The organism is Rhodococcus sp. IEGM 1330, from assembly GCF_033142445.1.
GTDB lineage: Bacteria > Actinomycetota > Actinomycetes > Mycobacteriales > Mycobacteriaceae > Rhodococcoides.
Window position 1 is genome coordinate 1 of record NZ_JAWLSB010000003.1, and the last position, 23,970, is coordinate 23,970.

The following is a 23,970-nucleotide window of genomic DNA, read 5'->3' on the forward strand; positions in this document are numbered from 1 at the left end:
TCGTCCACACACACCCCGGCCCGCATCGAGCGTGGGAATCAACGACAACCGACTCCAGACAGCTTGACATCGAGCGTGAGCGCGGTCGGCTGCACCCGATTCCGTGTGATGAGTCGGCGCGATGCGAGCATGGACCCATGATGATTCGCGCAGGGGTGCTGGATGTGGCCTACGACCGCTTCGGTGATCCGGCCGGTCGTTCGGTGGTGCTGATGCACGGTTTTCCGTACGACCCGCGCTGCTACGACGACGTCGCCAGGCTGCTCGCCGCATCCGGTTACGACGTGGTGGTGCCGTATCTACGCGGCTTCGGGCCGACCCGGTTCGTCGACGCGGACACGATGCGCTCCGGTGAGCAGGCCGCGATCGGCCACGATCTTCGCGAGCTGATCATCGCGCTCGAGCTGAACCAGCCCATCGTCGCCGGCTACGACTGGGGTGGGCGAGCTGCCTGCGTCGTCGCCGCGATGTGGCCGGAGTTGGTGTCCGGTCTGGTGAGCGCGTCCGGATACCTGGTCCAGGACATCGCCGCGGCAGTGTCCATGCCGGTGTTGCCGCACCTCGAGAAGCGGTACTGGTATCAGTACTACTTGCACTCCGAGCGGGGCAGGGCCGGGCTCGCGGCCTACCGCGTGGAGATCGCACAGACACTGTGGACGGATTGGTCGCCGACCTGGCGGTTCGGTGACTCCGAGTTCGCGGCAACCGCGCCCTCGTTCGACAACCCCGACTTCGTGGACGTGTCCGTGCATTCCTACCGGCACCGATACGGCATGGAGGCAGGGGATGTTGCCTATGCAGCGACGCAGGAGTCGCTGACCGAGCAACCGAGGATCACGGTGCCCACGGTCGTGATCGATCCGACCGAGGACACCGTCGCCTCGTTGTACGGTCGCCCGGACCACGCGGCGCACTTCACCGATCTGATCGACGTCAGGCAAATCGAGTGCGGCCACAACCCGCCCCAGGAGTTGCCGGGGCAGTTCGCCGACGCCATCTTGACGCTGGGCGACGTGGTCCGGGATCGCGACTCGAACTAGTCGACGGCGAGTTCGCCCAGTTCGTTCCAGTCGGTGCCGTCGACCTCTTGGCTGATGATCTTCGGCGTCTCCTGCAGGTACGGCGGGAGATCCTTCTGGGCCTGCTTGAAGTGATCCGAATTCACGTGCGTAGCACCGGCATCGGGGTCCTTGAACGCTTCCACCAGGACGTACTCGGTGGGGTCATCGAGGGTCCGGGACCAGAAGTACCAGAGGCATCCGTCCTCGGCCTGGCAGGCTTCGGTGAAATCGCGCGAGATCTCGGGCCAGTTGTCCGCGTGCTCGGGCTTCACCTTGAACTTGGCGGTGATGAAGATCAACGTTGCTCCTTCTGTCGACACTGATGGCCTTGTGGCTGTACCCGGATTGCGTGGAGTGCATGCCTGCCGTCGGGGGAATCGCCTACGCTCGGCTCATGGCCAGTAGCTCACCGTCGATCGAGATTCCGGTGGGCGAGCGCAGCGTCCGCATCTCCAATCCCGATCGGGTCTATTTTCCCGAGAGCGGTGCCACCAAGCTGGATCTGGTGAACTACTACCTGAGCGTCGGCGACGGCATCGTGCGGGCGCTGCGGGAGCGGCCGTGCATGATGCATCGCTTCCCCAAGGGCCTCGCCGGCGACAAGGTGCACCAGAAGCGGGTGCCCAACGGTGCGCCGCCGTGGCTCGAGACGGTGCAGGTGACATTCCCGCGCTACAACCGCACCGCGGACGAGCTGTGCGTGACGGAGTTGGCGCACGTGGCCTGGGCGGTGCAGATGTCCACCGTCGAATTCCATCCGTGGAACAGCCGCCGCGCCGACGTCGAGATGCCCGACGAGTGGCGCATCGACCTCGACCCGATGCCCGATTGTTCCTTCGCCCGGGTCCGGCGCGTCGCCGGGGTCGTTCAGGAGGTACTGAGTGATCTCGGTGCCGTCGGCTGGCCCAAGACCTCCGGCGGGCACGGCCTACACATCTACGTGCGTATAGACCCGGTCTACGGGTTCAAGGATTTACGAAGGGCTGCACTGGCTTTCGCGCGGGAAGTGGAGCGCCGAGCCCCCGAGGACGTGACGACGACGTGGTGGCGCAAGGACCGAGACCCGTCGAAGCTGTTCGTCGACTACAACCAGAACGCCCGCGATCACACCATCGCCAGCGCCTACTCGGTGCGGGGAAATCAGCAGGCGACGGTGTCGACCCCGATCTCCTGGGACGAAGTAGCGAGCGTCGATCCTCGCGAGTTCACGATGTTCACGGTGCCTGCCAGATTTGCCGACTTGGGGGACCTACACGCGGGCATCGACGACGCGGTATTCGCGATCGACGAGCTACTCGAGTGGGCGGAGCGGGACGAGCACCAGGGGCTCACCGAGCCCGAAGACTGACCGCCGAACTCGCAGTTATGTATGGAAATTGGCCGAAATCTGTACATAACTGCGAGTTGGGCGGCACCAGCAGCTAGTCGGTACCGGACTCGATAGCGGCGTAGTCGAGGGCCGAGGAGTCCACGGAACTGTCGGGGCTGCTGGCGGCGATGGCGTCGGCTCCGCCCGCGGGGAGTTCGCCGATCAGGTCGCCCCAGGCGGTGAGTTGATTCTGTGCGGCGTACTGCTCGAGTTTGCTGCGTGAATCGGCGATGTCGAGGTTGCGCATCGTGAGCTGACCGATGCGGTCGCCGGGGAAGAACGCCTGGCCTTGGCTGCGTTCCATGGAGAGCTTCTCGGGGTGGTAGCTGAAGTTGCTGCCCTGGGTGTCGACGATGGTGAAGTCCTGGCCGCGGCGCAGTCGCAGTGTCACGCTGCCGCTGACGACGTTGCCGACCCAGCGCTGCAGGCCCTCGCGGAGCATCAGCGCCTGCGGATCGAACCAGCGTCCCTCGTACAGCAGGCGGCCGAGTCGACGGCCCTCGTTGTGGTACGAGGCGACGGTGTCCTCGTTGTGGATGGCGTTGACGAGGCGTTCGTAGGTGATGTGCAGCAGCGCCATGCCGGGGGCCTCGTAGATGCCGCGGCTCTTGGCTTCGATGATGCGGTTCTCGATCTGGTCGCTCATGCCGAGACCGTGGCGACCGCCGATGGCGTTGGCTTCCATGACGAGGTCGACGTCGCTGTCGAAGCTCTTGCCGTTGATCCGCACCGGGCGGCCGCGCTCGAACTCGACGGTGACTTCCTCGGCGGCGATCTCCACCTCGGGGTCCCAGAACCGGACGCCCATGATGGGGCTGACGATCTCGAGGGACGTGTCTAGGTATTCGAGCTTCTTCGCCTCGTGGGTGGCGCCCCAGATGTTGGCGTCGGTGGAGTAGGCCTTCTCGGCCGAGTCACGGTAGGGGAGGGTGCGCTGGGTGAGCCACTGCGACATCTCGTGCCGACCGCCGAGCTCGGCAACGAATGCCTCGTCGAGCCAGGGCTTGTAGATCCGAAGCTGCGGATTGGCGAGCAGGCCGTAACGGTAGAACCGCTCGATGTCGTTGCCCTTGTACGTCGAGCCGTCGCCCCAGATGGAGACGCCGTCTTCCTGCATCGCTTTGACCAACATCGTGCCGGTCACCGCGCGGCCGAGCGGAGTGGTGTTGAAGTACGTCTGCAGCGACGAGCGAATGTGGAACGCGCCGCAGGTCAGTGCCGCCAGACCCTCTTCGACGAGCGGCTCGCGGCAGTCGACGAGCCGCGCCTGCTCGGCGCCGTAGGCCAGGCCGCGCGCGGGCACATCGGACAGATCCGGCTCGTCGTACTGGCCGATGTCGGCGGTGTAGGCGTACGGCACTGCGCCGTGTTCGCGCATCCAGGCGACAGCCACCGAGGTGTCGAGACCACCGGAGAATGCAATGCCGATTCGTTCGCCGACCGGGAGAGAGTTCAATACCTTCGTCACGGCAAGCAGCCTAGTCGGACGGGCTACTCGGGCTGTTATGGGTGATCGGCGAGCGACTCCACTGCACCCCGGACCGCATCGAGATGCGCGGTCATGGCGCGTGCTGCTGCGTCGTACTCGCCGGAGCGGATGCCGTCGACGATGGCGTCGTGTTCGACGTTCGATTGCTGCTGCCGGTGCGCAACGAGGTTGAGGGTTTCCGACTGCCGGGTCAATGCGTCGCGTATGTCGACGATGATCGACTCGAACACGCGGTTCTTGCTCGCTCGCGCGATCGCGGTGTGGAATTGCGCGTCCAGCAGTACCCAGGCCTCGTGGTCGTCCTCCGAACGCATCTCGTCGGCCAGGCCGGCGAGCACCGTCAACTCCTCTTCGGTGCGACGCTCTGCGGCCCAGCCGGCTGCGGGAATCTCCACGTGAGGGCGGGCCTCCATGAGTTCGCGGGCTGCGTAGTTGCCGATGTCGAGGTCGTTTCCGACGCGGTCGCGAATGACGAAAGTGCCGAGGCCCGTTTTGGTTTCGGTCAGGCCGAGGGCATGGCATGAACGCAGCGCCTCGCGGATGACCGAGCGGCTGACGCTGTGCCGGGTGGCGAGCGCGGCCTCGGACGGCAATTTCTGCCCGACGGGTAGATCGCCCGACGCGATCGCCGAGCGGAGGTCAGCGAACACCGCCTCGGCTGCGCTCATGCGGGCATTCGTGGGCGCACTGACTGCCCAGCTGTCCGACAGGTTCATGACGCAATCCTAGCGTGGGGTTGACCGATGGGGTGTTCTGCGCCACACTCTACCTGTCAGACAGCCGGACAGCTGGACACCCCTGAAGGAGCACAACCGTGGCCGATACCCGCATCGAGAAGGATCTTCTCGGCGAACGCGACATCCCGACGACTGTGTACTGGGGGATCCACACCCTGCGCGCTCTCGAGAACTTCCCCATCACCGGGCGTCCAATCTCCACCAATGCGCACCTCGTTCGCGGACTCGCAGCGGTGAAGTGGGCAGCTGCGTCGGCCAATCAGGATCTCGGAATCCTCGACGCCACCCGCGGGGAAGCGATCCGCACTGCGTGCCAGGAAATTCTCGACGGCCAGTGGCACGAGGAGTTCGTCGTCGACGTCATCCAGGGCGGCGCGGGCACCTCGACCAACATGAATGCCAACGAGGTCATCGCGAACCGTGCTCTGGAGATACTCGGGCACGCACACGGCGAGTACAGCTTTCTGCACCCCAACGAGCACGTGAACGCGTCGCAGTCCACCAACGACGTGTATCCGACGTCGGTGAACATCGCGACCATCTTCGCGGTCCACGAGCTCATCGCTTCGATGAAGGTGTTGCGAGATTCGTTCGGCCGCAAAGCAAGCGAGTTCGCCACCGTCGTCAAGATGGGCCGCACGCAGCTACAGGACGCGGTGCCGATGACCCTCGGTCAGGAGTTCGGCACCTACGCGATCATGATCGACGAGGACTGCTCGCGGCTCGAAGAAGCAGCGCTGCTGGTGCACGAGATCAACCTCGGAGCCACCGCCATCGGCACCGGGCTCAACGCCCCCGCCGGATACACCGAATCGGCCGTCGCACATCTGCGGACCATCACCGGTCTACCGCTGGTGACCGCGACGGACCTGATCGAGGCAACACAGGATGTCGGTCAGTTCGTGCACCTGTCCGGTGTACTCAAGCGAGTGGCAGTGAAACTGTCGAAGATCTGCAACGATCTGCGTCTGTTGTCGTCCGGTCCGCGGGCGGGCTTCAACGAGATCAACCTGCCTCCGATGCAGGCAGGTTCGTCGATCATGCCCGGCAAGGTCAACCCCGTCATCCCCGAGGTACTCAACCAGGTCGCCTACGAGGTGATCGGCCACGACGTCACGATCACGATGGCGGCCGAAGCAGGGCAGTTGCAGCTCAACGCATTCGAGCCGATCATCGTCAAATCCCTGTCCGACGGCATGGCGCACCTGAGTGCCGCGTGCCGCACCGTCGCGCATCGGTGCGTGGACGGCATCACCGCCAACGTCGACCTGCTGCGTGAGCGCGTGGAGAACTCCATCGGTCTGGTCACCGCGCTGAGCCCGTATCTCGGATACGTGGAATCCACTGCCATTGCACAGGAAGCTCTCGTCAGCGGTCGCAACGTCGTCGACCTCGTGCTCGAGAAGGGCCTGCTGGCTCGCGAGGAATTGGATCGACTACTGAGCCCCGAGCACCTCGCGAACCTGCGAGTGGCCCCCGTCGAGCATGCAGATGCTCCCGAGACGTCCACGAGGTAGCGGCACATGAGTATCGAAAATCGTCAGGCCTTCAGCGAAGAAGACCTCGGGTATCGAAAAGAACTGGCACCGCGTCAGATTCAGATGATCGCCATCGGTGGCGCGATCGGCACCGGACTCTTCCTCGGCGCAGGTGGGCGGCTGCGCGACGCGGGTCCGGCGCTGGTGCTGGTGTACGCGCTCTGCGGCTTCTTCGCCTTCCTCATTCTGCGTGCGCTCGGCGAGCTGGTGATGCATCGACCCACATCGGGATCGTTCGTGTCGTACTCCCGTGAATTCTTCGGTGAGAAGGTCGCTTTCGCGGCAGGCTGGCTCTACTGGATGAACTGGGCGATGACGGCCGTCGTCGATGTCACGGCCGTGGCGCTGTACATGAACTTCTTCAAGAAATACTGGGCTCCGATCGGAAACGTGGACCAGTGGGTGTTCGCGCTCGCCGGCCTGATTCTGGTGCTCGGGTTGAACCTGGTGTCGGTCAAAGTGTTCGGTGAACTGGAGTTCTGGTTCGCGCTGATCAAAGTCGTTGCACTGGTGACGTTCCTGGCGGTCGGTGTGTACTACGTCCTCTTCGGCACGCCCATCGACGGGCAGGATCCAGGACTCAGTGTCCTCACCGACAACGGTGGTCTCATCCCCAATGGCCTGCTTCCTGCGATCGTGGTGATTCAGGGCGTCGTGTTCGCCTATGCCTCCATCGAATTGGTCGGCACCGCTGCGGGTGAGACGGCGAATCCGGAAAAGGTCATTCCGAAAGCGATCAACACGGTCATCGTGCGCATCGTGGTGTTCTACGTCGGATCGGTGCTGCTGCTGTCGTTGCTCTTGCCGTACACCAGCTATCAGGCGGGAGAGAGTCCCTTCGTCACCTTCTTCGGGGCCATCGACGTCGAAGGTGCCGACGCGATCATGAACCTCGTCGTCCTCACCGCAGCGCTGTCTTCCCTCAACGCGGGCCTGTACTCCACCGGACGCATCCTGCATTCGATGGCTGTCGCCGGTTCGGCGCCGAAATTCGCTGCGCGGATGAACAAGTCGGGGGTGCCGTACGGCGGCATCGCCCTGACCTCGGTGGTGACGCTGCTCGGCGTCGTGCTCAACGCGGTCGTCCCGGCGCAGGCGTTCGAGATCGTGCTCAACATGGCGGCACTCGGCATCATCAGCGCCTGGGCCGTCATCGTCGCGTGTCAGCTCAAGTTCTGGTCGCTGTCCACGACCGGTGCGGTCACCCGACCTGCGTTCAAGCTCTTCGGTGCCCCGTACACCGGCTACGCGACGCTAGGCTTCCTGGCGTGTGTACTCGTGCTGATGGCCTTCGACAAACCGGTCGGTACCTGGACGGTGGCGTCGATCCTGCTCATCGCGCCGATGCTCATCGGTGGTTGGTTCCTGTGCCGCAAGCGAATCCGAGAGGTGGCGGCGCGCAGTGAGTAAGGAGTGGAGCCTGCAGGAACGACCCGAAAAGGTCAGCTTCGTTTCGTTGTTGACCACCGGTGGCACGATTGCCAGCAGTCGCGACGAGCACGGGGTGTCTCGTCCGGTGCCCGGTCGCGGGATCGAGGTCGACGGTGTTCGGGTGCGCGAGGTGATGTCGAAGGACAGCTCGGCGTTGGACTTCGCGGATCTCGACACCATCCGTACGGCGGTGGTCGACGCGCTCGCCGAGGACGGATGCGTCGGAGTGGTGGTTCTGCACGGGACGGACACGATGGAGGAGTCGGCCCTGTACGTCGATCTGTTCCACGACGACGATCGGCCTGTGGTGTTCACCGGTGCGCAGCGCACTGCCGATCACCCCGATCCGGACGGTCCCGGCAACATTGCCGCGGCGGTGGCTGCGGCGCAGTCCGAGCGCGGTGTGCTGATCGCCTTCGGTGGACGGTTGCTGCCGGCGCGCGGTGCGATCAAGAAGCACACCTCCGAACTCGACGCGTTCCGGTCTGCCGCGTTGCCGCGGCCGAAACCGTTGCCGTGGATGCCTATTGCTGGGACCCGCGTGGACATCGTCGCGCTGTATCCCGGTGCCGACAGTGCTCAAATCGATGCGTGCATTCAGGCGGGGGCGTCGGGCATCGTGCTCCAGGCGCTCGGCTCGGGCAACACCAACGCCCGCGTCGTGCATGCGGTGAAAGAAGCAGTGGCCGCTGGGGTGCACGTGGTCGTCACGACGCGGGTGCCGTTCGGTGAGACCTCGCCGACGTACGGCGGCGGCGGGGGTGGACACGATCTGGTCGATGCGGGTGCGATGTTCTCCCGTGAACTGCGGGCGGGTCAGGCACGCATTCAGTTGGCGGCGCTGATTGCAGCGAAAGCCACTGACGTCACAGTCCACAATTCGTTCGCGTAGACGGAAAACCGTGTCCAGACGCGAATAGTGGGCGATCACGTCAGCAGCCTGTGCCGTTCGAGCTACAGCTCCGACGCGCCCCAACTCTCGACGCGTAGTTCGTCGCCGACGGTCACCGTGCCGTCCTGCAGTACGGAGAATTTCGACCCGAAAGCGACGCCCTTCTGCCGACCGCGGCGGTAGTCGCCGAGTGTGCGCAGCGGCTCCGGGCCGGTGCGGACGCCGGTTGTCTGCTCCACGGTGGTGACGGCGCAGCGGATGGCGAGTTTGGTGTACGTGAGGCGAGCGGACCCGATCCCGACCTCGCGAACCTCGTCTTCCCGATGTGGATCGTCCCAGCCGTCGACGACGATGTTCGGGCGAAAGCGATCCATCGGCAACGATACGTCGAGTCTGGAGTTGAGACCGGCCAGCGAGGCGGTCGAGAGGATGTGCACCGCCGAGCTGTCGGCGAATTGCGCTGACCCGGGCGCGATTCCGTCGGTGATGCGGCCGAGGTCGTGTGGTGCGGCGACGAGACGTGACGGTTCCTCGATCACCTCGGTGAGCCAGCCGGCCACCTCGTCGCCCTGATCGATTCCGCGCATCGGCGCGCGGAACATCGTGATGTCGCGCGCCTCGGAGTCCCGGTCCACCGGCACGGTCACCGAACCTGTCGACGCGTGGGTGAGGGTCAGCGACCCGTCCGTCACCGAGCATCGAACGACCGCGAGCACAGGGTCGCTACGTTGACTGCGGAATGCCCAGTCGGAGTCGACGATCATGAATGCCCGATCGTGCTCGAGGCCGGTAGCGCTCACGTGAGCCGAATGCAGCGTCGAGCCGGCACATCCCTTGACGGGGTAGGTCACCAGAGACGACACGCGCACTCGTCGAGGATACTGGGATCCATGACTCGTGCTCTGTTGGTAGTGGATGTGCAGAACGATTTCACCGAGGGCGGCGCGCTTGCGGTGGCCGGCGGCGCGGAGGTCGCGCGCAGGATCAGCGCGTACCTGGCGCGCCACGGCGACGAGTACGACCTCGTGGTGTCCTCGCGTGATTGGCACGACGCGGAGGGCGACAACGGCGGGCACTTCGCCACCGAGGCCGCACCGGATTTCGTCACCACGTGGCCGGTGCATTGCGTCGCGGGCACGGTCGGGGCCGACTATCACCCCGATTACGCGACCGGTTCCGTGGACGTGCACGTCTACAAGGGGCAGGGCAAGCCGTCGTACTCGGCGTTCGAGGGGGTCACCGAGGACGGAACACCTCTCGCCGAGATACTCACCGCCAACGAGGTCACCGACATCGACGTCGTCGGACTTGCGACCGACTACTGCGTTCTGGCGTCGGCGAAAGACGCTGTGGCCCAGCGCCTCGACGTCCGTGTTCTCACCGACCTCGTTGCCGGAGTTGCGCCCGAGACCTCCGCCGCGGCCCTCGACGATCTGCGGGCGTCCGGCGCAGTGGTGGTCTAACTGTCGATCGTCGTCGTGATGGACGTGACCGACGGTGCCGCCGGGGTGCTGCCGAAGCCGAACGTCACCGGGGGAGTCACCGGGGTGAGTGTCCCGAGATCCTCGCCCTGCCACGATGCCGAGACATCGGTGACGCGATGTTGGTGCCTGGCACCGTAGTACTCGCGTCGGCCCCCGCCTGCGCTCCCGCGGGTGCGCACTCCGCGCAGTACGACTCGGGCGATGGGGTCGCTGATCGCGCAGAACCACGGTGCCGTCGACACCGCGTCGGGAACGAGGCTCAACGCGCGGCCGAGGACGGTGGGTCCGGCAACTCGGATTCTGACCGACAGGTCACCGGCCTGCACCGACCGCCAGTTGTCGGGTTCCGCGGCGAAGGTGACCGGGACGAGCTCGGTGGAGTCGAAGGTGTATGTGGCGGTGACGAAGTCCCGTACGTCCTCGTTGGGGGCGACGAGCAGACGTCTCCCGTCGGCGAATTGGATCATGACGTCGGTGAATTCCCCGAGCGGTGATCGCGTCCAGTGGCCGAGGACGATCCGCACACCGGACGTCGTACCTACCCCGTATATCTCACCGTGAAACCGTGATCTGGTCATCGTGCAACCTCACCTCGTCGGCACTGTGCGCTCCCAAACTGTGCGGTGCATAGTGGAGGTCATGGCGTCCTCGCAACCCACTGTATTCGTCCTGTTCGGCGCAACCGGAGACCTCGCGAAGCGAATGGTCCTGCCGTCGTTCTACCAACTCCACCTCGAAGGTCTGCTCCCCGAGAAATGGGTCCTGATCGGCAACGGCCGCAAGGACTCGTCCGACGACGAGTTCCGCGATCACGTCCGCAGCGTCCTCGACGAATTCGCCGAGAACGTGGCCGACAGCGATTGGTCGACATTCTCCGAACGAATCCGCTTCGCGGGCAACGGCTTCACCGTCGACGATCCCGGTAAGCTGCCCGAGGTCGTCGCCGACGCCAAGAAGGACATCGGCGACGACGCCCAGCTGGTGCACTACATCGCTCTGCCGCCGAGCACCTTCGTCGATTACACGAAGGCCCTGGGTGCACACGATCTGGCCGACGGTTCCCGGGTGGTCTACGAGAAGCCCTTCGGCACCTCGCAGAGCAACTTCGAGGAACTCGACAAAGCCGTGCACGAGGTCATCGAAGAAGAGCAGGTCTATCGCATCGACCACTTCCTCGGTAAGGAAGCGACGCAGAACCTACACGTGCTGCGGTTCGCGAACGGCATGATCAGTGGCATCTGGAACTCCGAGCACGTGGCGCAGGTACAGATCGACGTTCCCGAAACGCTCGACATCGACGACCGTGCCGAGTTCTACGACGAGACCGGTGCCGTGTTGGACATGCTCGTCACGCACCTGTTCCAGGTTGCCGCGGAGGTCGCGATGGAGCCGCCCGCATCGCTGAAGGCCGAGGATCTGCAATCGGCGCGCGAGACGGTGATCGGGCAGTTCCGGCCGCTGGACACCGCCGAAGTAGTTCTGGGGCAGTACGACGGGTATCGCGACGTCGAGGGCGTCGCCGATGATTCGAAGGTCGACACGTTCGTCGCGGCCACGTTGTGGGTCGACACCGACCGTTGGCGCGGCGTCCCGTTCCTGCTCCGCACCGGAAAGAAGTTGGGTGTCAGCGAGCAGCGCGTCTCGTTGGTGTTCCGCAAACCGGCCGACAGTCCGCTGGGCGAGCTGCCGGACGACGGCGCGGTGCTCTCGTTCGACCTCTCCGGCGACGGCAGCATCGACATCGCCATGACGGTCAAGGAGCCGGGCCCGGATTTCGATCTGTCGGTGGGGCATCTGGCGTTGCCGTTGAAGTCGGTGCCCGACGCCGAGCCGCTGAGTCCGTACGCGCGCCTGATCCTCGATGTGCTCAGCGGAGACCGGTCGTTGTTCACCAGGCCGGACGGTCTGGCGCATGTCTGGGACGTCGCCGCTCCCTTGCTGAGCGATCCGCCCGAGGTGAAGAGCTACGCGCCCGGTTCGATGGGACCCGCCGAGTCCGACGAGCTCGCGGCACCGTGCGGATGGTTGATCACCGGCGAGGCGTAGTCGACCGACGTTCACTCGGAATTGTCGACGGCGGGCAAACGGGGCGCAGGACTTTTTCGGCGAAACGACGGATCGGACAGAACGCGCGCGCTATATTCCTGCCGCCTGATCAACCCGGGCCTCGACGTTCCTCCGAAAGGTAACCCCTCATGTTCCTCGAACTTCTCGGCACTCTCCTCGGCGGCGGCGCTGAAGGCGGAATCGGCGGAATCATCACCGACGGCATCGCCGCAGGCATCTCCGACGCGATCACCGAACTCTTCACCGGAAGCGCCGAAGGGCTTTCCAGCGTCGCCGAGTAGTCGGTCGCGGGGCCCCGGACCTGTTGTCGAGGTCCGGGGCTTCGTCGTGTTCGGGCTTCACCGGAGCGGCATCAACATCAACGCCGCGAGGTAGATCAGCACGACGGTGCCGCCGGTCAGGACCGTGCCGGCAACCGTCGCGAGTCGGACGATGTTGACGTCCCAGCCGAAATATTCGGCAACTCCGCCGCATACACCTCCCATCATCTTCTGCGAACTCGACCGGGTGAACTCTCTGGGGGAACCGCTCTCGAATGTCATGGTGAAAAGTCTGCATCAGCAATGCCTTTCGGCGCATCGGGGATTTCACCCATATCGACCCCGATAAACGAACGGTCCGAAAACGGCGCTCGAACAAGATCGTCGACTTTTCCGGACCGACCCCTGGACCTACCGTTGCGAGGGCCGCTACCGTCGCACGTGATCGGCGAGTGCACGACCGGCGCTACCCGGTCCGTCCCCCTTGCGGACCGGGTGCTCCCGTCGTGAAACCGGTGGCGGCATCGGGTGTTCACCGAATCGCCATGGATCGGTCACCGATGAGCATTAACTTTCGGCACATGACCGACAACGATCTCCGCAACGGTGAGGCTCCACGTACGAACCTGAGCGCCTTGCTCGACATCACCAAGGCGGTCGATCTTGCCGACACCTCGGGCTTCGCCGTCGACGACTCCGATGACGACGATCCGGTACTGCTGACCGTCCCCGACGGCCACGTCGTCGACACCTGGCGCGAGAACTACCCGTACGACGAGCGCATGACGCGTACCGAGTACGAGCTCGAGAAGCGTCTCCTGCAGATCGAACTCCTCAAGTTGCAGATGTGGACCAAGGAGACCGGACGGCGGCACGTCATCATCTTCGAGGGCCGAGACGCCGCCGGTAAGGGCGGCACGATCAAGCGCTTCATGGAACACCTCAACCCGCGCGGTGCCAGTGTCGTCGCGTTGGAGAAGCCGTCTGCTCGTGAGTCGACCGAGTGGTACTTCCAGCGCTACATCGCACATCTGCCCGCGGCCGGGGAGATCGTCATGTTCGACAGGTCCTGGTACAACCGCGCCGGCGTCGAGCGGGTCATGGGCTTCTGCACCGACGAGCAGCACGCCCAGTTCGTTCGGCAGGCACCTCTGTTCGAGCAGATGCTGGTGGACGAGGGCATCAGCTTGACCAAGTTCTGGTTCTCGGTGTCGCAACACGAGCAGCGCACCCGCTTCGCCATCCGGCAGGTCGACCCGGTGCGGCAATGGAAGCTCTCGCCCATGGACCTTGCCTCGCTGGACAAGTGGGATGCATACACCGCGGCGAAGGAAGAGAGTTTCCGCGCCACCGACACCGATGTCGCGCCGTGGACTGTCGTCAAGAGCAACGACAAGAAGCGAGCCCGCATCAACGCGATGCGCTTCGTACTCAACAAGTTCGACTACGCGAACAAAGATCCCGAAATCGTCGGTGAAACCGACCCGTTGCTCGTGGGACGCGCCAAAGACGTGATCGGCGAATAGTTTTCGCCCCGGATCCGGTGAACGATCCACTGATCCGTTGCGGCGACGCATTTTCCGAGATCTCGACTTGGTACCGGGTGCTGCACCGGCATCGAGTGTGCGGTAGGAACGACGAAGGTCGTATCGCTTACGGCTGTCCTTGCACACGAGCATCAGGAGTTCTCATGGGTTCAGCAGCACAGTTCATTTCCGACATCGCATCGGGCGTCTACGACGGAATCGTCGATGCGATCGTCGATCAGATCGTCGGCGTGCTGACATCGGGTAGCGCCGCGTAGTCGTCCGTCATTGTCGCGGTCGCCGTCGGGGGCGGCCGCGACGACTCGGCACCGTCACTGTTTTGTGATGTCGCACCAAGATTTTCGACTTTTACCGACTTTTCCATGTACAGAGCGTGACCTTCTGAGGTAGAAATCTCCTTGCAGAGATCATCGCGTGACATAAGTCACAGCAGATCTGCACGCCCCCTCGATGAAGGAGTTTTACGTATGTCCGCTGAACTCGGATCCATCCTCCAGATCCTCCTCGCACTGTTCAACGCCGGTAGCTCCGAGACCACCCCCACCGCGCTCTGATCCCAGTTCTGAGATCCGAATGACCGGTGCCCACCCTGTCGTGGGTGCCGGTCATTCGTTCGTTCGAAACGTATTCGAGCCGTGAAAGATTCGGTTGCATCCCGGCGGAGCGTGCGTCCCGGTCGTCAGTCGAGTCGAATGCTGCGGTGCGGCGTCGGCAGAGGCCATGCCCAGGCGCATCATAGGGTTGCCCCATGCAGACGGTTCCGATTCAGATGCCCGACGGTTCGACGGTGCCGGTCTCACTGTTCCCCGGTGAATGCCGCGACGATGCACCCGTGATCGTCGTTCTCCCCGGCCTCGGCATTCCCGGTGGTTATTACCGACTGTTCGCCGAGGCGCTGGTAGCGCGCGGTTTCCATGCCGCGATCGGTGACCTGCGCGGCCAGGGGGACAGTGTGCCCAAGCCGAATTCGGCGAGTCGGTACGGGTATCAGGAGCTGGTGTCGGTCGACTTTCCGGCGATCTTCGAGGTGGTTCGTGAGCAGTTCCCGGCGGCGACGCCGTATTTGCTCGGACACAGCATGGGTGGGCAGCTCGGCTCGATGTACGCCGCCCGCGTCAGGGGCAGGCTCGGCGGATTGATTCTGGTGGCGTCGGGGTCGCCCTATCACCGCGGCTTCGGCACGACCCGTGGTGTGCCGCTGTACGTAGGCGCGGCAGCGATGGCGATCACCAGCAGCATCGCGGGGTTCTGGCCGGGGGACCGCATCGGCATCGGCGGCTTCGGTCGGCAGTCGCGGGTTCTGATCGACGACTGGTCCCGGTTCGCGCGGACCGGCTCGATCGCGCCTGCCGGGGCCGACATGGACTACGAGGAACGGATGGGCCGTCTGACACTTCCGGTGCTGGCGGTGACCATCGAGGGCGACGACCTCGCGCCCCGTGGCTCGATGGACAACCTCGTGCGCAAGCTTGCCCATGCCGATGTCACCTCGGTGCACGTCGACGAGCCGCTCGGACACAACGGGTGGATTCGTAACCCCACGGCGGTCGCCGACCTGGTGGCGGAGTGGATGCATCGCTGACAGGTTTGGATCCGGTCCTGGGTATTCCACTTGTTTTCGTCCGTTCGCACATGCTTCTGGTCCGTTTTGATGTAAAAAGTCTTTGAACCAGTAATTGTGTGAACGACGATAGCGAGCACGACTATGAACGGCCTGGGGGATTCGGTTCGTCGATTCGGTGGTGGGGAGCGGTTTTTCCGATCGACTGCGTTGAGCAGAGTGGTCGTCGTATGCGTGGTGGCCTGCGTCGCCGCAGTGGCGCACCCGCTCGCCTCCGCGGCCCCGGCCGACTCGCTGTCCAGTCCCACGGAGTCGTACGTGGTGCGCACCGAGGTGGCCGACGACACCGCCATGACGGCATTCGTTCACTCTGCTGCGATGGACCGAACGATTCCACTGAAGATTCTGCGATCTCCTGATCGGACGACTCCGAGCCCCACGCTGTACCTGCTCAACGGCGCGGGCGGCGGACTCGACGGAATGGACTGGTACACCCAGACCGACGTCGTGTCGTTCTTCGCCGACAAGAACGTCAATGTGGTGACCCCCGTGGGCGGGGCCTACTCCTACTACACCGACTGGCAGCACGACGATTTAAGGCTCGGGCGTAACAAGTGGGAGACGTTCCTGACCGCCGAACTGCCACCGCTCGTCGACGATCTCTTGGATACCAACGGCCGCAACGCGATTGCAGGTATCTCGATGGCCGCGACCTCGGTCCTGAACCTGGCCGCTCATCATCAGGGGCTCTACCGAGCCGTCGGTTCCTACAGCGGATGCGCGTCGACCACCGACGCGTTGGGACGGGCCTACGTCAAGACGGTCGTGTCCATGGCGCTCGGCGCGAACGCGACGAACATGTGGGGGCCGGACGATCATCAGGACTGGGCGCGCAACGATGCGGTGGTCAATGCCGAAAAGTTGCGTGGCACAGCGTTGTACATCTCCAACGGGAGCGGACTGGCCGGGGCATCGGACACCCTCGACGGCACCAATCCCAACGGACCCGGCTTCGTGTTGCTCAACCAGATGGTCGTGGGCGGTGCCATCGAGGTGGCGACCGGAGACTGCACTCGTAGGCTGAAGACGGCACTCGAGCAGCTCGACATCCCGGCCCACTTCGAGATGCGTGAGCGCGGCACCCACTCGTGGGGCTACTGGCAGGACGACCTGCACGATTCCTGGCCGATGTTCGAGGACGCCCTCGCCGGCTGACCGTCAGCTGCGAGCGAGGTGCCGCCACAGAAATTCGTAGGTCAACGCCGTTTTGAACGCCAACTGCGCGTTGTCCGACGCCCCGCCGTGCCCGCCTTCGATGTTCTCGTAGTAGCTGACGTCGTGACCGAGTTCGGCCAATCGAGCCGCCATCTTGCGTGCGTGTCCGGGATGGACGCGATCGTCGCGGGTGGACGTGGCAATCAGAATCGGCGGATACCGGCGCTCGGATGCGGCGACGACGTTCTGGTACGGGGAGTACTGCGAGATGAACTCCCACTCGTCCGGGTCGTCGGGGTTGCCGTACTCGGCCACCCAGGACGCGCCCGCGAGCAGCAGGTGGTACCGCTTCATGTCCAGTAGTGGGACCTGACATACCAACGCGCCGAACAGTTCCGGGTACTTCGTCACCATGATGCCCATCAACAGGCCGCCGTTGCTTCCGCCCTGCGCGGCCAACTGCTCGGTGGCGGCGATGCCTCGGGTGACGAGGTCGCGCGCGACTGCGGCGAAGTCCTCGTGCACCAGATGGCGTCCGGCGCGCAGAACCTGGGTGTGCCAGGACGGCCCGTACTCACCGCCGCCGCGGATGTTCGCGACGACGTAGGTGCCACCACGTTCGAGCCACGCCCGTCCGGTTGCGCCGCTGTAACCGGGCGTCATCGAGATCTCGAAGCCGCCGTAACCGTAGAGCAGTGTCGGTCCGGGACCGGAATCGGCGCGTCGGACGACGAAGTAGGGGATGTCGGTACCGTCGTCGGACCGTGCGAAGAACTGTTCCACCGTCAGGCCGTCGGCGTCGAAGAATGCGGGAGCCTGCTTGAGTACTTCGAGCTCGCCGCCCACCGTGCCCACCAGCAGTGTCGCCGGCGTCAGATAGCCGGACGAGGAGAGGAAGAACTCGTCACCGTTCTCCTCGGCGTCGGTGCCGATGATCTCGGTGGACGTCAGGTCCGACAACCCGTCGATCGTGCCGGCGTCCCACTCCGTCGCACGTGGGGTGAGGACGTGCAACTGCGTCCGTACGTCCTGCAGCGTCACCAGCAGCAGGTGATTCTCGGTCCAGGCGTACTGGTGCAGTGACGTGTGCGGGTCCGGGGTGAACAGAACGGTGAGAGCGATTGTGCCGGAGGTGAACTCGTCGAAATCTGCAGCGAGCAGTGCGCCGGCCGGATAGGTTCGGTCGCCGACAGTCCACGGCGTCATCGTGCGAACCAGCAACCAGTTCTCGTGCACCGAGGTCGACGCATCGGTCGGTGTCAGGATCCGGGTCAGCGCAGATCCATCGAGTACGTAGGTCTCGGAGTTGTAGAAGTCGGTGGCACGCTGGACGAAATCGCGCTCGAATCCCGGGGTGCGATCGCGCCAGGCGGAGATCGAGATGTCCTGTGCTTCACCCTCGTACACGGTCTCGGCGTCATCGAGCGAGGTGCCGCGATGCCACCGCTTGGCGATTCGGGGGTAGCCCGATTCGGTCAGTGAACCGGGTCCGAAATCCGTTCCGACGAAGACGGTGTCCGCGTCGATCCACCCGATGTCGGTCTTGGCCTCGGGGAGGGCGAATCCGCCGTCCTCCGGGGCGCGAAAGGTGCGGGAGTCGAGATCGAACTCACGGACCACCGTCGCGTCGGCCCCGCCGCGGGAGAGCGTCACCAGCGCCAGTCGTTGATCGGGGCGCAGCACCTGCGCGCCACCCCACACCCAGTTCTCGTCCTCGCTGCCGGCCAGCACATCGAGATCGAGCAGTACGTCCCACACCGGATTCTCGGTTCGGTACTCGTCCATCGTCGTTCGACGCCACAGGCCGCGGACGTGTTCGGCGTCGCGCCAGAAGTTGTACAGAAACTGCCCGCGACGACGGGCGTACGGAATGCGGGCGTCGGTGTCGAGAATCTCGCGGATGCTCGCCTCGGTGGCATCGAAGGCCGGGCCGCTCAGCGCCTCGACCGTCACCTCGTTCTTCTCGCGCACCCACGCGAGCGCAGCGTCGCCGGTGACGTCTTCGAGCCAGAGGTAGGGGTCGTCCGAGATTGCCATTCCACAGTTCTAGCAGCACTCGGGCCGTCGGGGTGGTCGGCGCTCGCATGGCTACCGGCTGGTAACGAAGACCAGGTCGAGCGAGCGTCGGACGGCACGACTACGCTGGGTACTCGTGACCTCACACTATGACGTCGTTGTCCTCGGAGCCGGTCCCGGTGGGTACGTCGCTGCTATCCGCGCGGCACAACTCGGACTCAGCACTGCCATCATCGAGAAGAAGTACTGGGGCGGTGTGTGCCTCAACGTCGGCTGCATCCCCTCGAAGGCCCTTCTCCGCAACGCCGAGCTGGCGCACCTCTTCACCAAAGAGGCGAAGCTGTTCGGCATCTCGGGTGAAGCGTCCTTCGACTTCGGCGCAGCGTTCGATCGGAGCCGCAAGGTTGCCGACGGCCGCGTCAAGGGCATCCACTTCTTGATGAAGAAGAACAAGATCCCCGAGTACGACGGCAAGGGCACGTTCACCGATGCCAACACCATCGAGGTCGAGCTGACCAAGGGTGGCACCGAGACGATCACGTTCGACAACGCGATCATCGCGACGGGCAGCACCACCAAGCTGCTTCCCGGCACCGAACTGAGCGAGAACGTCGTCACGTACGAAGAGCAGATCATGACGAAGGACCTGCCGGGTTCGATCCTCATCGTCGGTGCCGGTGCGATCGGCATGGAGTTCGGCTACGTCCTCAAGAACTACGGAGTCGACGTCACCATCGTCGAATACCTCGATCGCGCGCTCCCCAACGAGGACAAAGACGTCTCGAAGGAAATCGAGAAGCAGTACAAGAAGCTCGGCGTCAAGGTCATCACCGGCGCAGGCGTGCAGAGCATCGACGACGACGGCTCCAAGGTCACCGTCGCGATCAAGCACAACAAGTCCGGTGAGAGCGAGACCTTCACCGTCGACAAGGTGATGCAGTCCGTCGGCTTCGCGCCCCGCGTCGAAGGATTCGGCCTCGACAAGACCGGCGTCGAGCTCACCGATCGCGGTGCCATCGGCATCACCAACACGATGCAGACCAACGTGCCGCACATCTACGCCATCGGCGACGTCACGGCCAAGCTGCAGCTCGCCCACGTGGCGGAGGCTCAGGCCGTCGTGGCCGCGGAAACCATCGGCGGCGCAGAGACATTGCCGATCGACGACTACCGCATGATGCCGCGCGCGACGTTCTGCCAGCCGCAGGTCGCGAGCTTCGGCCTCACCGAGGACCAGGCCCGCGAAGAGGCTCAGGCCCGCGGTTCCGACATCAAGGTCGCGAACTTCCCGTTCGCCGCCAACGGCAAGGCACACGGACTGGGCGACGCCACCGGCTTCGTCAAGCTCATCGCCGACACCGAGCACGGCGAACTGCTCGGCGGACACCTCATCGGACCGGACGTGTCCGAGCTGCTGCCCGAGCTGACCCTCGCCCAGAAGTGGGACCTCACGGTCAACGAGCTGGCACGCAACGTCCACACGCACCCGACGCTGTCGGAGGCACTGCAGGAAGCGATCCACGGCCTCGCGGGCCACATGATCAACTTCTGATCCCTCCCGTACGACGACAAGGGCGGCGACCACTTCGGTGGTCGCCGCCCTTGTCGTTCGTTGGTCCTGGTCTGGTGCTACGACTTTCGCCAGTGATCGAAGCGACCCTTGATGTCCGACGCCACGTCGCCGATTCCGTTGCCGACGGCGTCGACGGCTCCGGTGAAGCCGCTTCCGATGTCTCGCACCGTCTTGATCAGCGGGTCCTCCGAGGTGTCGAAGTTGTTCTTGTACGTGCGCGCTGCGTTACGGAACTCCTCCGAGACCTTGGCCTCGTGGTCGGTGGACCTGCGCGGGTAGTCGCCGCGAAGTACGGCCGCGTACTCGCCGTTGTCGACCCACTTCTTCAACTCGGCGGCGCGCAGCACCGAGAACGGGTGCGAGAGGAGTTCGAGGTTGAGCAGTTTGAGCACGCCGTCGCGCAGATCCCCACTGGCCTCGTACTCGGCGGCCTGAGCGAGGAAGGCGTCGACATCGATTTCGCTGATGCGTGCGCCGCCCGCCAACTTGAGCTGCACGCTGATCGCGGTGTGCACGTCCTGCCCGCACAGCAAACCTGCTCTGTCGCCGGATAATTCGGACTTGCGCTGCCATTCCATCAGCCCGGCGATGACCGCGCGCAGCGCCCAACCACCCACCGGCACCCAGCCGACGGTGCCGGCGAGGCGCATCAGATGCATCAACACGGTGCGGTACACCGCGTGACCGGACAGTGCGTGGCCGAGTTCGTGTCCCACGACGAACCGCTGCTCCTCGTAGGTCATGATGTCGAGCATGCCGGTGGTCAGGACGATGAACGGTCGGTCCATGCCGATCGTGAACGCATTGACCACCGGCGACTGAACCACGAAGAGTTCGGGTGTTTCCTCTGCGCCGAGAATCTGCACGCAGTCGCTACGTAGGTCGTCGAGATCCTTGAACTGCCGTTCGTCGACGCGTACTGCTGTGGCGAGGTACATCAGGCGATGCTGCCGTTCGCGCAGTAGCCCGGACAGCGTGCGCAGAACGGTGTCGAAACCCTTGAGGGTGCGCAGGGTGACCAGGGCAGCTCGATCCGACGGGTGTTCCCAGGCGCGAGAGGAGATGTCGGGGAATTCGATGCGGGTGCGATCCGGAGCGCTTGTCAATCTTTTCTCCCAGCGTCGACGAAAACCCAAAGTATCAGTAAAGCGGGGCACGCGGTCCGAACTCGAATCATGATGCGTTGCCAACGAATTCTGTGACTACTCATGACTCTGCCGATGTGGCGATCCGATCCGACGTCATGGGAGCCGCGCGCAGTCACAAGAACTGAGGTCTACTGCTTGGTGGCGCTGACGAATTGGGCGAGTCCGCGGATCTCCTGCTCGATGTCGGTCATGCCTGAACGGGCGAAGATGTCGGTGAACTGGTTCTTGGGGAACATCCGCACGCCCATCCGGCCCGACCCGAAACCGATGGCCACACGTAGCGGGGTGGAACGCAATTCGCAGCTGGTCATGATGGCGATGCGTCCGCCGGGGCGCAGAACGCGAATCAGCTCGCTCACCACGCGCAACGGCTCCGGCACGAGATACAGGGCCGCGTAGCAACATACGGCGTCGAACGTGCCGTCGGCGTACGGCAGGTTGGCGGCGTCGCCTCGCACGTACGCCGCCCGCGGACCGCGATTGTCCCGGACCGCGCGGGCGAGCATGGCCTCGGAGATGTCGAACCCGACGGCAATGCCGTCGCCGGTGAGCTTCTCGGAGAGAAACTTGGTGAAATTGCCCGGGCCGGACGCCACGTCGAGCACGCGCTGCTCACCGTGCAACCGCAGATCGGTCAGTGCCTTTGCCCGCTCTGCCGACATGGACAGGCCGCCGATCCCCATCATCGACACCCCGAACGGACGCCAGATCTTCTCGTAGATCGCCGCGACGCCGCGGTTGTTCATCGCGCGGCTGGCCACCGTCGGATTCGGCGCAGGAACGTCGCCGAGAAGCTCGACGTACCCGCCGTCCGTGGTGGCCTGCTCGCGCAGCGTCGTCGGCTCGATCATCTCGAGGGCACGGTGTAGTGCCGCAGCGGCGGGTGAGGGGTCGGTCACGACAAGTCTCCTGATCGTGGAAGTTCGGGCGGTCGGTTGGCGCTTCTAGCGTTCGGAGTAGTCGCGCTCGACGCGCAGGGTCGCGAGAGTGGTTGCCAGGCCGTCGTATTGGGTGACCAGCAGGACGAATTCGATGAGACGCCGCTCGTCGAACTGGGTGGTGAGTTCTTTCCAGGTCGCGTCGGAGAGAATTTTGGTGGCGATGAGTTCGTCGACGGCGGTCAGAATGGTCCGGTACCGCGTCGACAGTCCCGGTGCGTCGGGTCCGGTCTTGATCAGCTCGAGCAGATCTCGGTCGATGCCTGCGCGCTTGCCCAGCCGAACGTGGTGATCCATCTCGTACGCAGATTCTCGGAGGTGAGCCACGCGCAGAATCACCAGTTCGGATTCCTTGCGCGAGATCTTGCCGCCGGGCATCAGGTGCCCGCTGTAGAACAGCCACGCCCGGTAGAGACCACCGGTGCGCCCGAGGGTGGTGAACAAGTGCGGATTGGGCACCCCCGCACCTTTGGCGATCACCTTGCAGATGACCCAGTTGATGGGCCCGAGGGTTTTGGCGGTACCGGACGGAATGCGTGGTGTGGTCACAGCCACACCGTACCGACTGCCCGGCCGGACGTCACCGGGACCTAGAAGGTTAGGCTAACCTCCTTGTCGTTCAGCACAACTTCCCTTCGGAGGACCCTTGACGAAGTCCCATGTCCGCATCACGGCCCTCGCCCTCACCGTCGCCGCCCTCGGTGTGGCTGCGACGGCGTGTTCGTCCACCGACGCCACCTCCGACAGTGCAGGCAGCGCGACACGATCGATCGAGACCGTCCGGGGAACGGTCGACGTTCCCGAGACCCCGCTGCGCGTCGTCACCCTCGAGCCGGTCGAGCTCGACACCACCGTCGCCCTCGGCGTAGTGCCCGTCGGCACCGCAGTGCTCAGCGAAGCGAGCGGCGTGCCGTCGTACCTCGGTACCGACGCAGCGAACATCGCGACCGTCGGTACGGTTGCCGAACCGACCATCGAGGACATCGCGGCCCTGCAACCAGATCTCATCCTGGGCACGGAGACTCGGCACGCCGAGTACTACGACCAACTCGCCGCCCTTGCGCCGACGGTCTTCATCGCGTCCCAGTCCGATCCGTGGCGCGACAGTGTCCGGTTCGTCGGGCGCATTCTCGGCAGGGAGGCGAAGGCGGAGGAACTGCTCACCGCGTACGACGACCGGTGTGTCGAGATCGCGGAGAAACACGACACCGCGGGGAAGACAGCACAATTGATTCGCCCCCGCGCCGGCGAACTGACCCTGTACGGGCCGACGTCGTTTGCCGGGAGCACCCTAGAGTGCGCGGGCTTCACCACCCCGCCGCGGCCGGAATGGGCCGACGAGATCTCCGTCGACCTCTCGCCCGAGCTGGCGGCTCAGGCGGCCGCGGATCTGATTGTCGTCACCGCCACGGACCCGTCGGACCCCGCAGCGATTCCGGCGTCGATCACCACCAACGCGGCGGTACTACCGAATCCGCACGCGGTGGACCTGTCGTACTGGATCACCGGTGTCGGGCCCATGGGCGGACAGACCGTGCTCGACGACATCGATCGGATTCTCTCGGAGTAATTGTCGGGTCGTTCCGCAGGCTCCACTCCTGGCGGGATAGTTGGGTCGTTCCGCAGGCTCCACTCCTGGATGGC

23 protein-coding genes are annotated in these 23,970 nt (G+C 64.5%); 13 read left to right on the forward strand and 10 right to left on the reverse strand.

What is annotated here, in order from left to right:
- Positions 1-137 precede the first annotated feature (137 nt).
- A complete protein-coding gene (locus R4P57_RS08035) occupies positions 138-1,040 on the forward strand; it encodes an alpha/beta hydrolase (RefSeq protein WP_317802337.1) in 903 nt (300 codons plus the stop codon).
- Here R4P57_RS08035 and R4P57_RS08040 read toward each other — a convergent pair.
- Positions 1,037-1,360 carry a putative quinol monooxygenase gene (locus R4P57_RS08040; RefSeq protein ID WP_317802338.1) on the reverse strand — a complete coding sequence of 108 codons (324 nt, stop codon included), beginning with the start codon at positions 1,358-1,360 and terminating at the stop codon, positions 1,037-1,039. The two genes, R4P57_RS08035 and R4P57_RS08040, sit on opposite strands and share 4 nt — an antisense overlap.
- A 95-nt stretch (positions 1,361-1,455) precedes the next feature.
- Between R4P57_RS08040 and ligD the strand changes: the two genes are divergently transcribed.
- A complete protein-coding gene (ligD, locus tag R4P57_RS08045; RefSeq protein WP_317802339.1) occupies positions 1,456-2,409 on the forward strand; it encodes a non-homologous end-joining DNA ligase in 954 nt (317 codons plus the stop codon).
- A 73-nt stretch (positions 2,410-2,482) separates the two neighbouring features.
- Here ligD and argG read toward each other — a convergent pair whose 3' ends face one another.
- Positions 2,483-3,898: an argininosuccinate synthase gene (gene argG / locus R4P57_RS08050; RefSeq protein WP_317802340.1), complete on the reverse strand. Its 1,416-nt coding sequence runs from the start codon at positions 3,896-3,898 to the stop codon at positions 2,483-2,485.
- A gap of 35 nt (positions 3,899-3,933) precedes the next feature.
- Positions 3,934-4,635 (reverse strand): FadR/GntR family transcriptional regulator, encoded by a 702-nt coding sequence (locus R4P57_RS08055; RefSeq protein WP_317802341.1) that lies wholly within the window; start codon positions 4,633-4,635, stop codon positions 3,934-3,936.
- Positions 4,636-4,733: 98 nt separating this feature from the next.
- Between R4P57_RS08055 and aspA the strand changes: the two genes are divergently transcribed.
- Genes aspA through R4P57_RS08070 form a run of 3 tightly spaced genes read left to right on the forward strand, consistent with a single transcriptional unit; the run spans position 4,734 to position 8,517 of the window.
- A complete protein-coding gene (gene aspA / locus R4P57_RS08060) occupies positions 4,734-6,173 on the forward strand; it encodes an aspartate ammonia-lyase (RefSeq protein WP_317802342.1) in 1,440 nt (479 codons plus the stop codon).
- 6 nt (positions 6,174-6,179) lie between these two features.
- Positions 6,180-7,604 carry an amino acid permease gene (locus tag R4P57_RS08065; protein ID WP_317802343.1) on the forward strand — a complete coding sequence of 475 codons (1,425 nt, stop codon included), beginning with the start codon at positions 6,180-6,182 and terminating at the stop codon, positions 7,602-7,604.
- A complete protein-coding gene (locus R4P57_RS08070; protein WP_317802344.1) occupies positions 7,597-8,517 on the forward strand; it encodes an asparaginase in 921 nt (306 codons plus the stop codon). The genes R4P57_RS08065 and R4P57_RS08070 overlap by 8 nt, the downstream gene beginning before the upstream one ends.
- A 62-nt stretch (positions 8,518-8,579) precedes the next feature.
- Here the strand turns inward: R4P57_RS08070 and R4P57_RS08075 are convergent, their stop codons facing one another.
- Entirely contained in the window at positions 8,580-9,386 is an 807-nt protein-coding gene (locus tag R4P57_RS08075; RefSeq protein ID WP_317802346.1) for an MOSC domain-containing protein, read from the reverse strand.
- 21 nt (positions 9,387-9,407) lie between these two features.
- Between R4P57_RS08075 and R4P57_RS08080 the strand changes: the two genes are divergently transcribed.
- Positions 9,408-9,980 carry an isochorismatase family protein gene (locus tag R4P57_RS08080; protein ID WP_317802347.1) on the forward strand — a complete coding sequence of 191 codons (573 nt, stop codon included), beginning with the start codon at positions 9,408-9,410 and terminating at the stop codon, positions 9,978-9,980.
- Here the strand turns inward: R4P57_RS08080 and R4P57_RS08085 are convergent.
- The gene (locus tag R4P57_RS08085; protein WP_317802348.1) at positions 9,977-10,579 is read right to left on the reverse strand and encodes a hypothetical protein; all 603 of its coding nucleotides are present in this window, start codon (positions 10,577-10,579) and stop codon (positions 9,977-9,979) included. The genes R4P57_RS08080 and R4P57_RS08085 overlap by 4 nt on opposite strands.
- A gap of 61 nt (positions 10,580-10,640) precedes the next feature.
- On the opposite strand from R4P57_RS08085, the gene R4P57_RS08090 reads away from it, so the two are divergent.
- Positions 10,641-12,047: a glucose-6-phosphate dehydrogenase (NADP(+)) gene (locus R4P57_RS08090; protein ID WP_317802349.1), complete on the forward strand. Its 1,407-nt coding sequence runs from the start codon at positions 10,641-10,643 to the stop codon at positions 12,045-12,047.
- A gap of 149 nt (positions 12,048-12,196) precedes the next feature.
- Positions 12,197-12,349, forward strand: a complete 153-nt coding sequence (locus R4P57_RS08095) for a hypothetical protein (RefSeq protein WP_317802350.1) — start codon at positions 12,197-12,199, stop codon at positions 12,347-12,349.
- Between the two features lie 57 nt (positions 12,350-12,406).
- Here R4P57_RS08095 and R4P57_RS08100 read toward each other — a convergent pair whose 3' ends face one another.
- On the reverse strand, positions 12,407-12,610 hold the full coding sequence (locus R4P57_RS08100) for a PspC domain-containing protein (protein WP_094613965.1): 204 nt from the start codon (positions 12,608-12,610) through the stop codon (positions 12,407-12,409).
- Positions 12,611-12,909: 299 nt separating this feature from the next.
- On the opposite strand from R4P57_RS08100, the gene ppk2 reads away from it, so the two are divergent.
- The 3 genes from ppk2 (at position 12,910) to R4P57_RS08115 (ending at position 16,651) form a co-directional block, all read left to right on the forward strand.
- Positions 12,910-13,854, forward strand: coding sequence for a polyphosphate kinase 2 (ppk2, locus tag R4P57_RS08105; RefSeq protein WP_317802351.1), 945 nt, complete (start codon positions 12,910-12,912; stop codon positions 13,852-13,854).
- 769 nt (positions 13,855-14,623) lie between these two features.
- Positions 14,624-15,457 carry an alpha/beta fold hydrolase gene (locus tag R4P57_RS08110; RefSeq protein ID WP_317802352.1) on the forward strand — a complete coding sequence of 278 codons (834 nt, stop codon included), beginning with the start codon at positions 14,624-14,626 and terminating at the stop codon, positions 15,455-15,457.
- A gap of 198 nt (positions 15,458-15,655) precedes the next feature.
- On the forward strand, positions 15,656-16,651 hold the full coding sequence (locus R4P57_RS08115; RefSeq protein ID WP_317802779.1) for an alpha/beta hydrolase family protein: 996 nt from the start codon (positions 15,656-15,658) through the stop codon (positions 16,649-16,651).
- 3 nt (positions 16,652-16,654) lie between these two features.
- On the opposite strand, the gene R4P57_RS08120 is transcribed toward R4P57_RS08115, so the two are convergent.
- The gene (locus R4P57_RS08120; RefSeq protein ID WP_317802353.1) at positions 16,655-18,688 is read right to left on the reverse strand and encodes a prolyl oligopeptidase family serine peptidase; all 2,034 of its coding nucleotides are present in this window, start codon (positions 18,686-18,688) and stop codon (positions 16,655-16,657) included.
- A gap of 115 nt (positions 18,689-18,803) precedes the next feature.
- Between R4P57_RS08120 and lpdA the strand changes: the two genes are divergently transcribed.
- Entirely contained in the window at positions 18,804-20,219 is a 1,416-nt protein-coding gene (lpdA, locus tag R4P57_RS08125; RefSeq protein WP_317802354.1) for a dihydrolipoyl dehydrogenase, read from the forward strand.
- A 77-nt stretch (positions 20,220-20,296) separates the two neighbouring features.
- On the opposite strand, the gene R4P57_RS08130 is transcribed toward lpdA, so the two are convergent.
- From R4P57_RS08130 to R4P57_RS08140, 3 genes are all read right to left on the reverse strand, one after another.
- On the reverse strand, positions 20,297-21,346 hold the full coding sequence (locus tag R4P57_RS08130) for a M48 family metallopeptidase (protein WP_317802355.1): 1,050 nt from the start codon (positions 21,344-21,346) through the stop codon (positions 20,297-20,299).
- Between the two features lie 170 nt (positions 21,347-21,516).
- On the reverse strand, positions 21,517-22,287 hold the full coding sequence (locus R4P57_RS08135; protein ID WP_317802356.1) for a class I SAM-dependent methyltransferase: 771 nt from the start codon (positions 22,285-22,287) through the stop codon (positions 21,517-21,519).
- A gap of 45 nt (positions 22,288-22,332) precedes the next feature.
- A complete protein-coding gene (locus tag R4P57_RS08140) occupies positions 22,333-22,881 on the reverse strand; it encodes a carboxymuconolactone decarboxylase family protein (protein WP_317802357.1) in 549 nt (182 codons plus the stop codon).
- A gap of 91 nt (positions 22,882-22,972) precedes the next feature.
- Here R4P57_RS08140 and R4P57_RS08145 point away from each other — a divergent pair, with 91 nt between their 5' ends.
- Entirely contained in the window at positions 22,973-23,896 is a 924-nt protein-coding gene (locus tag R4P57_RS08145; protein WP_317802358.1) for an iron-siderophore ABC transporter substrate-binding protein, read from the forward strand.
- Positions 23,897-23,970: the final 74 nt, after the last annotated feature.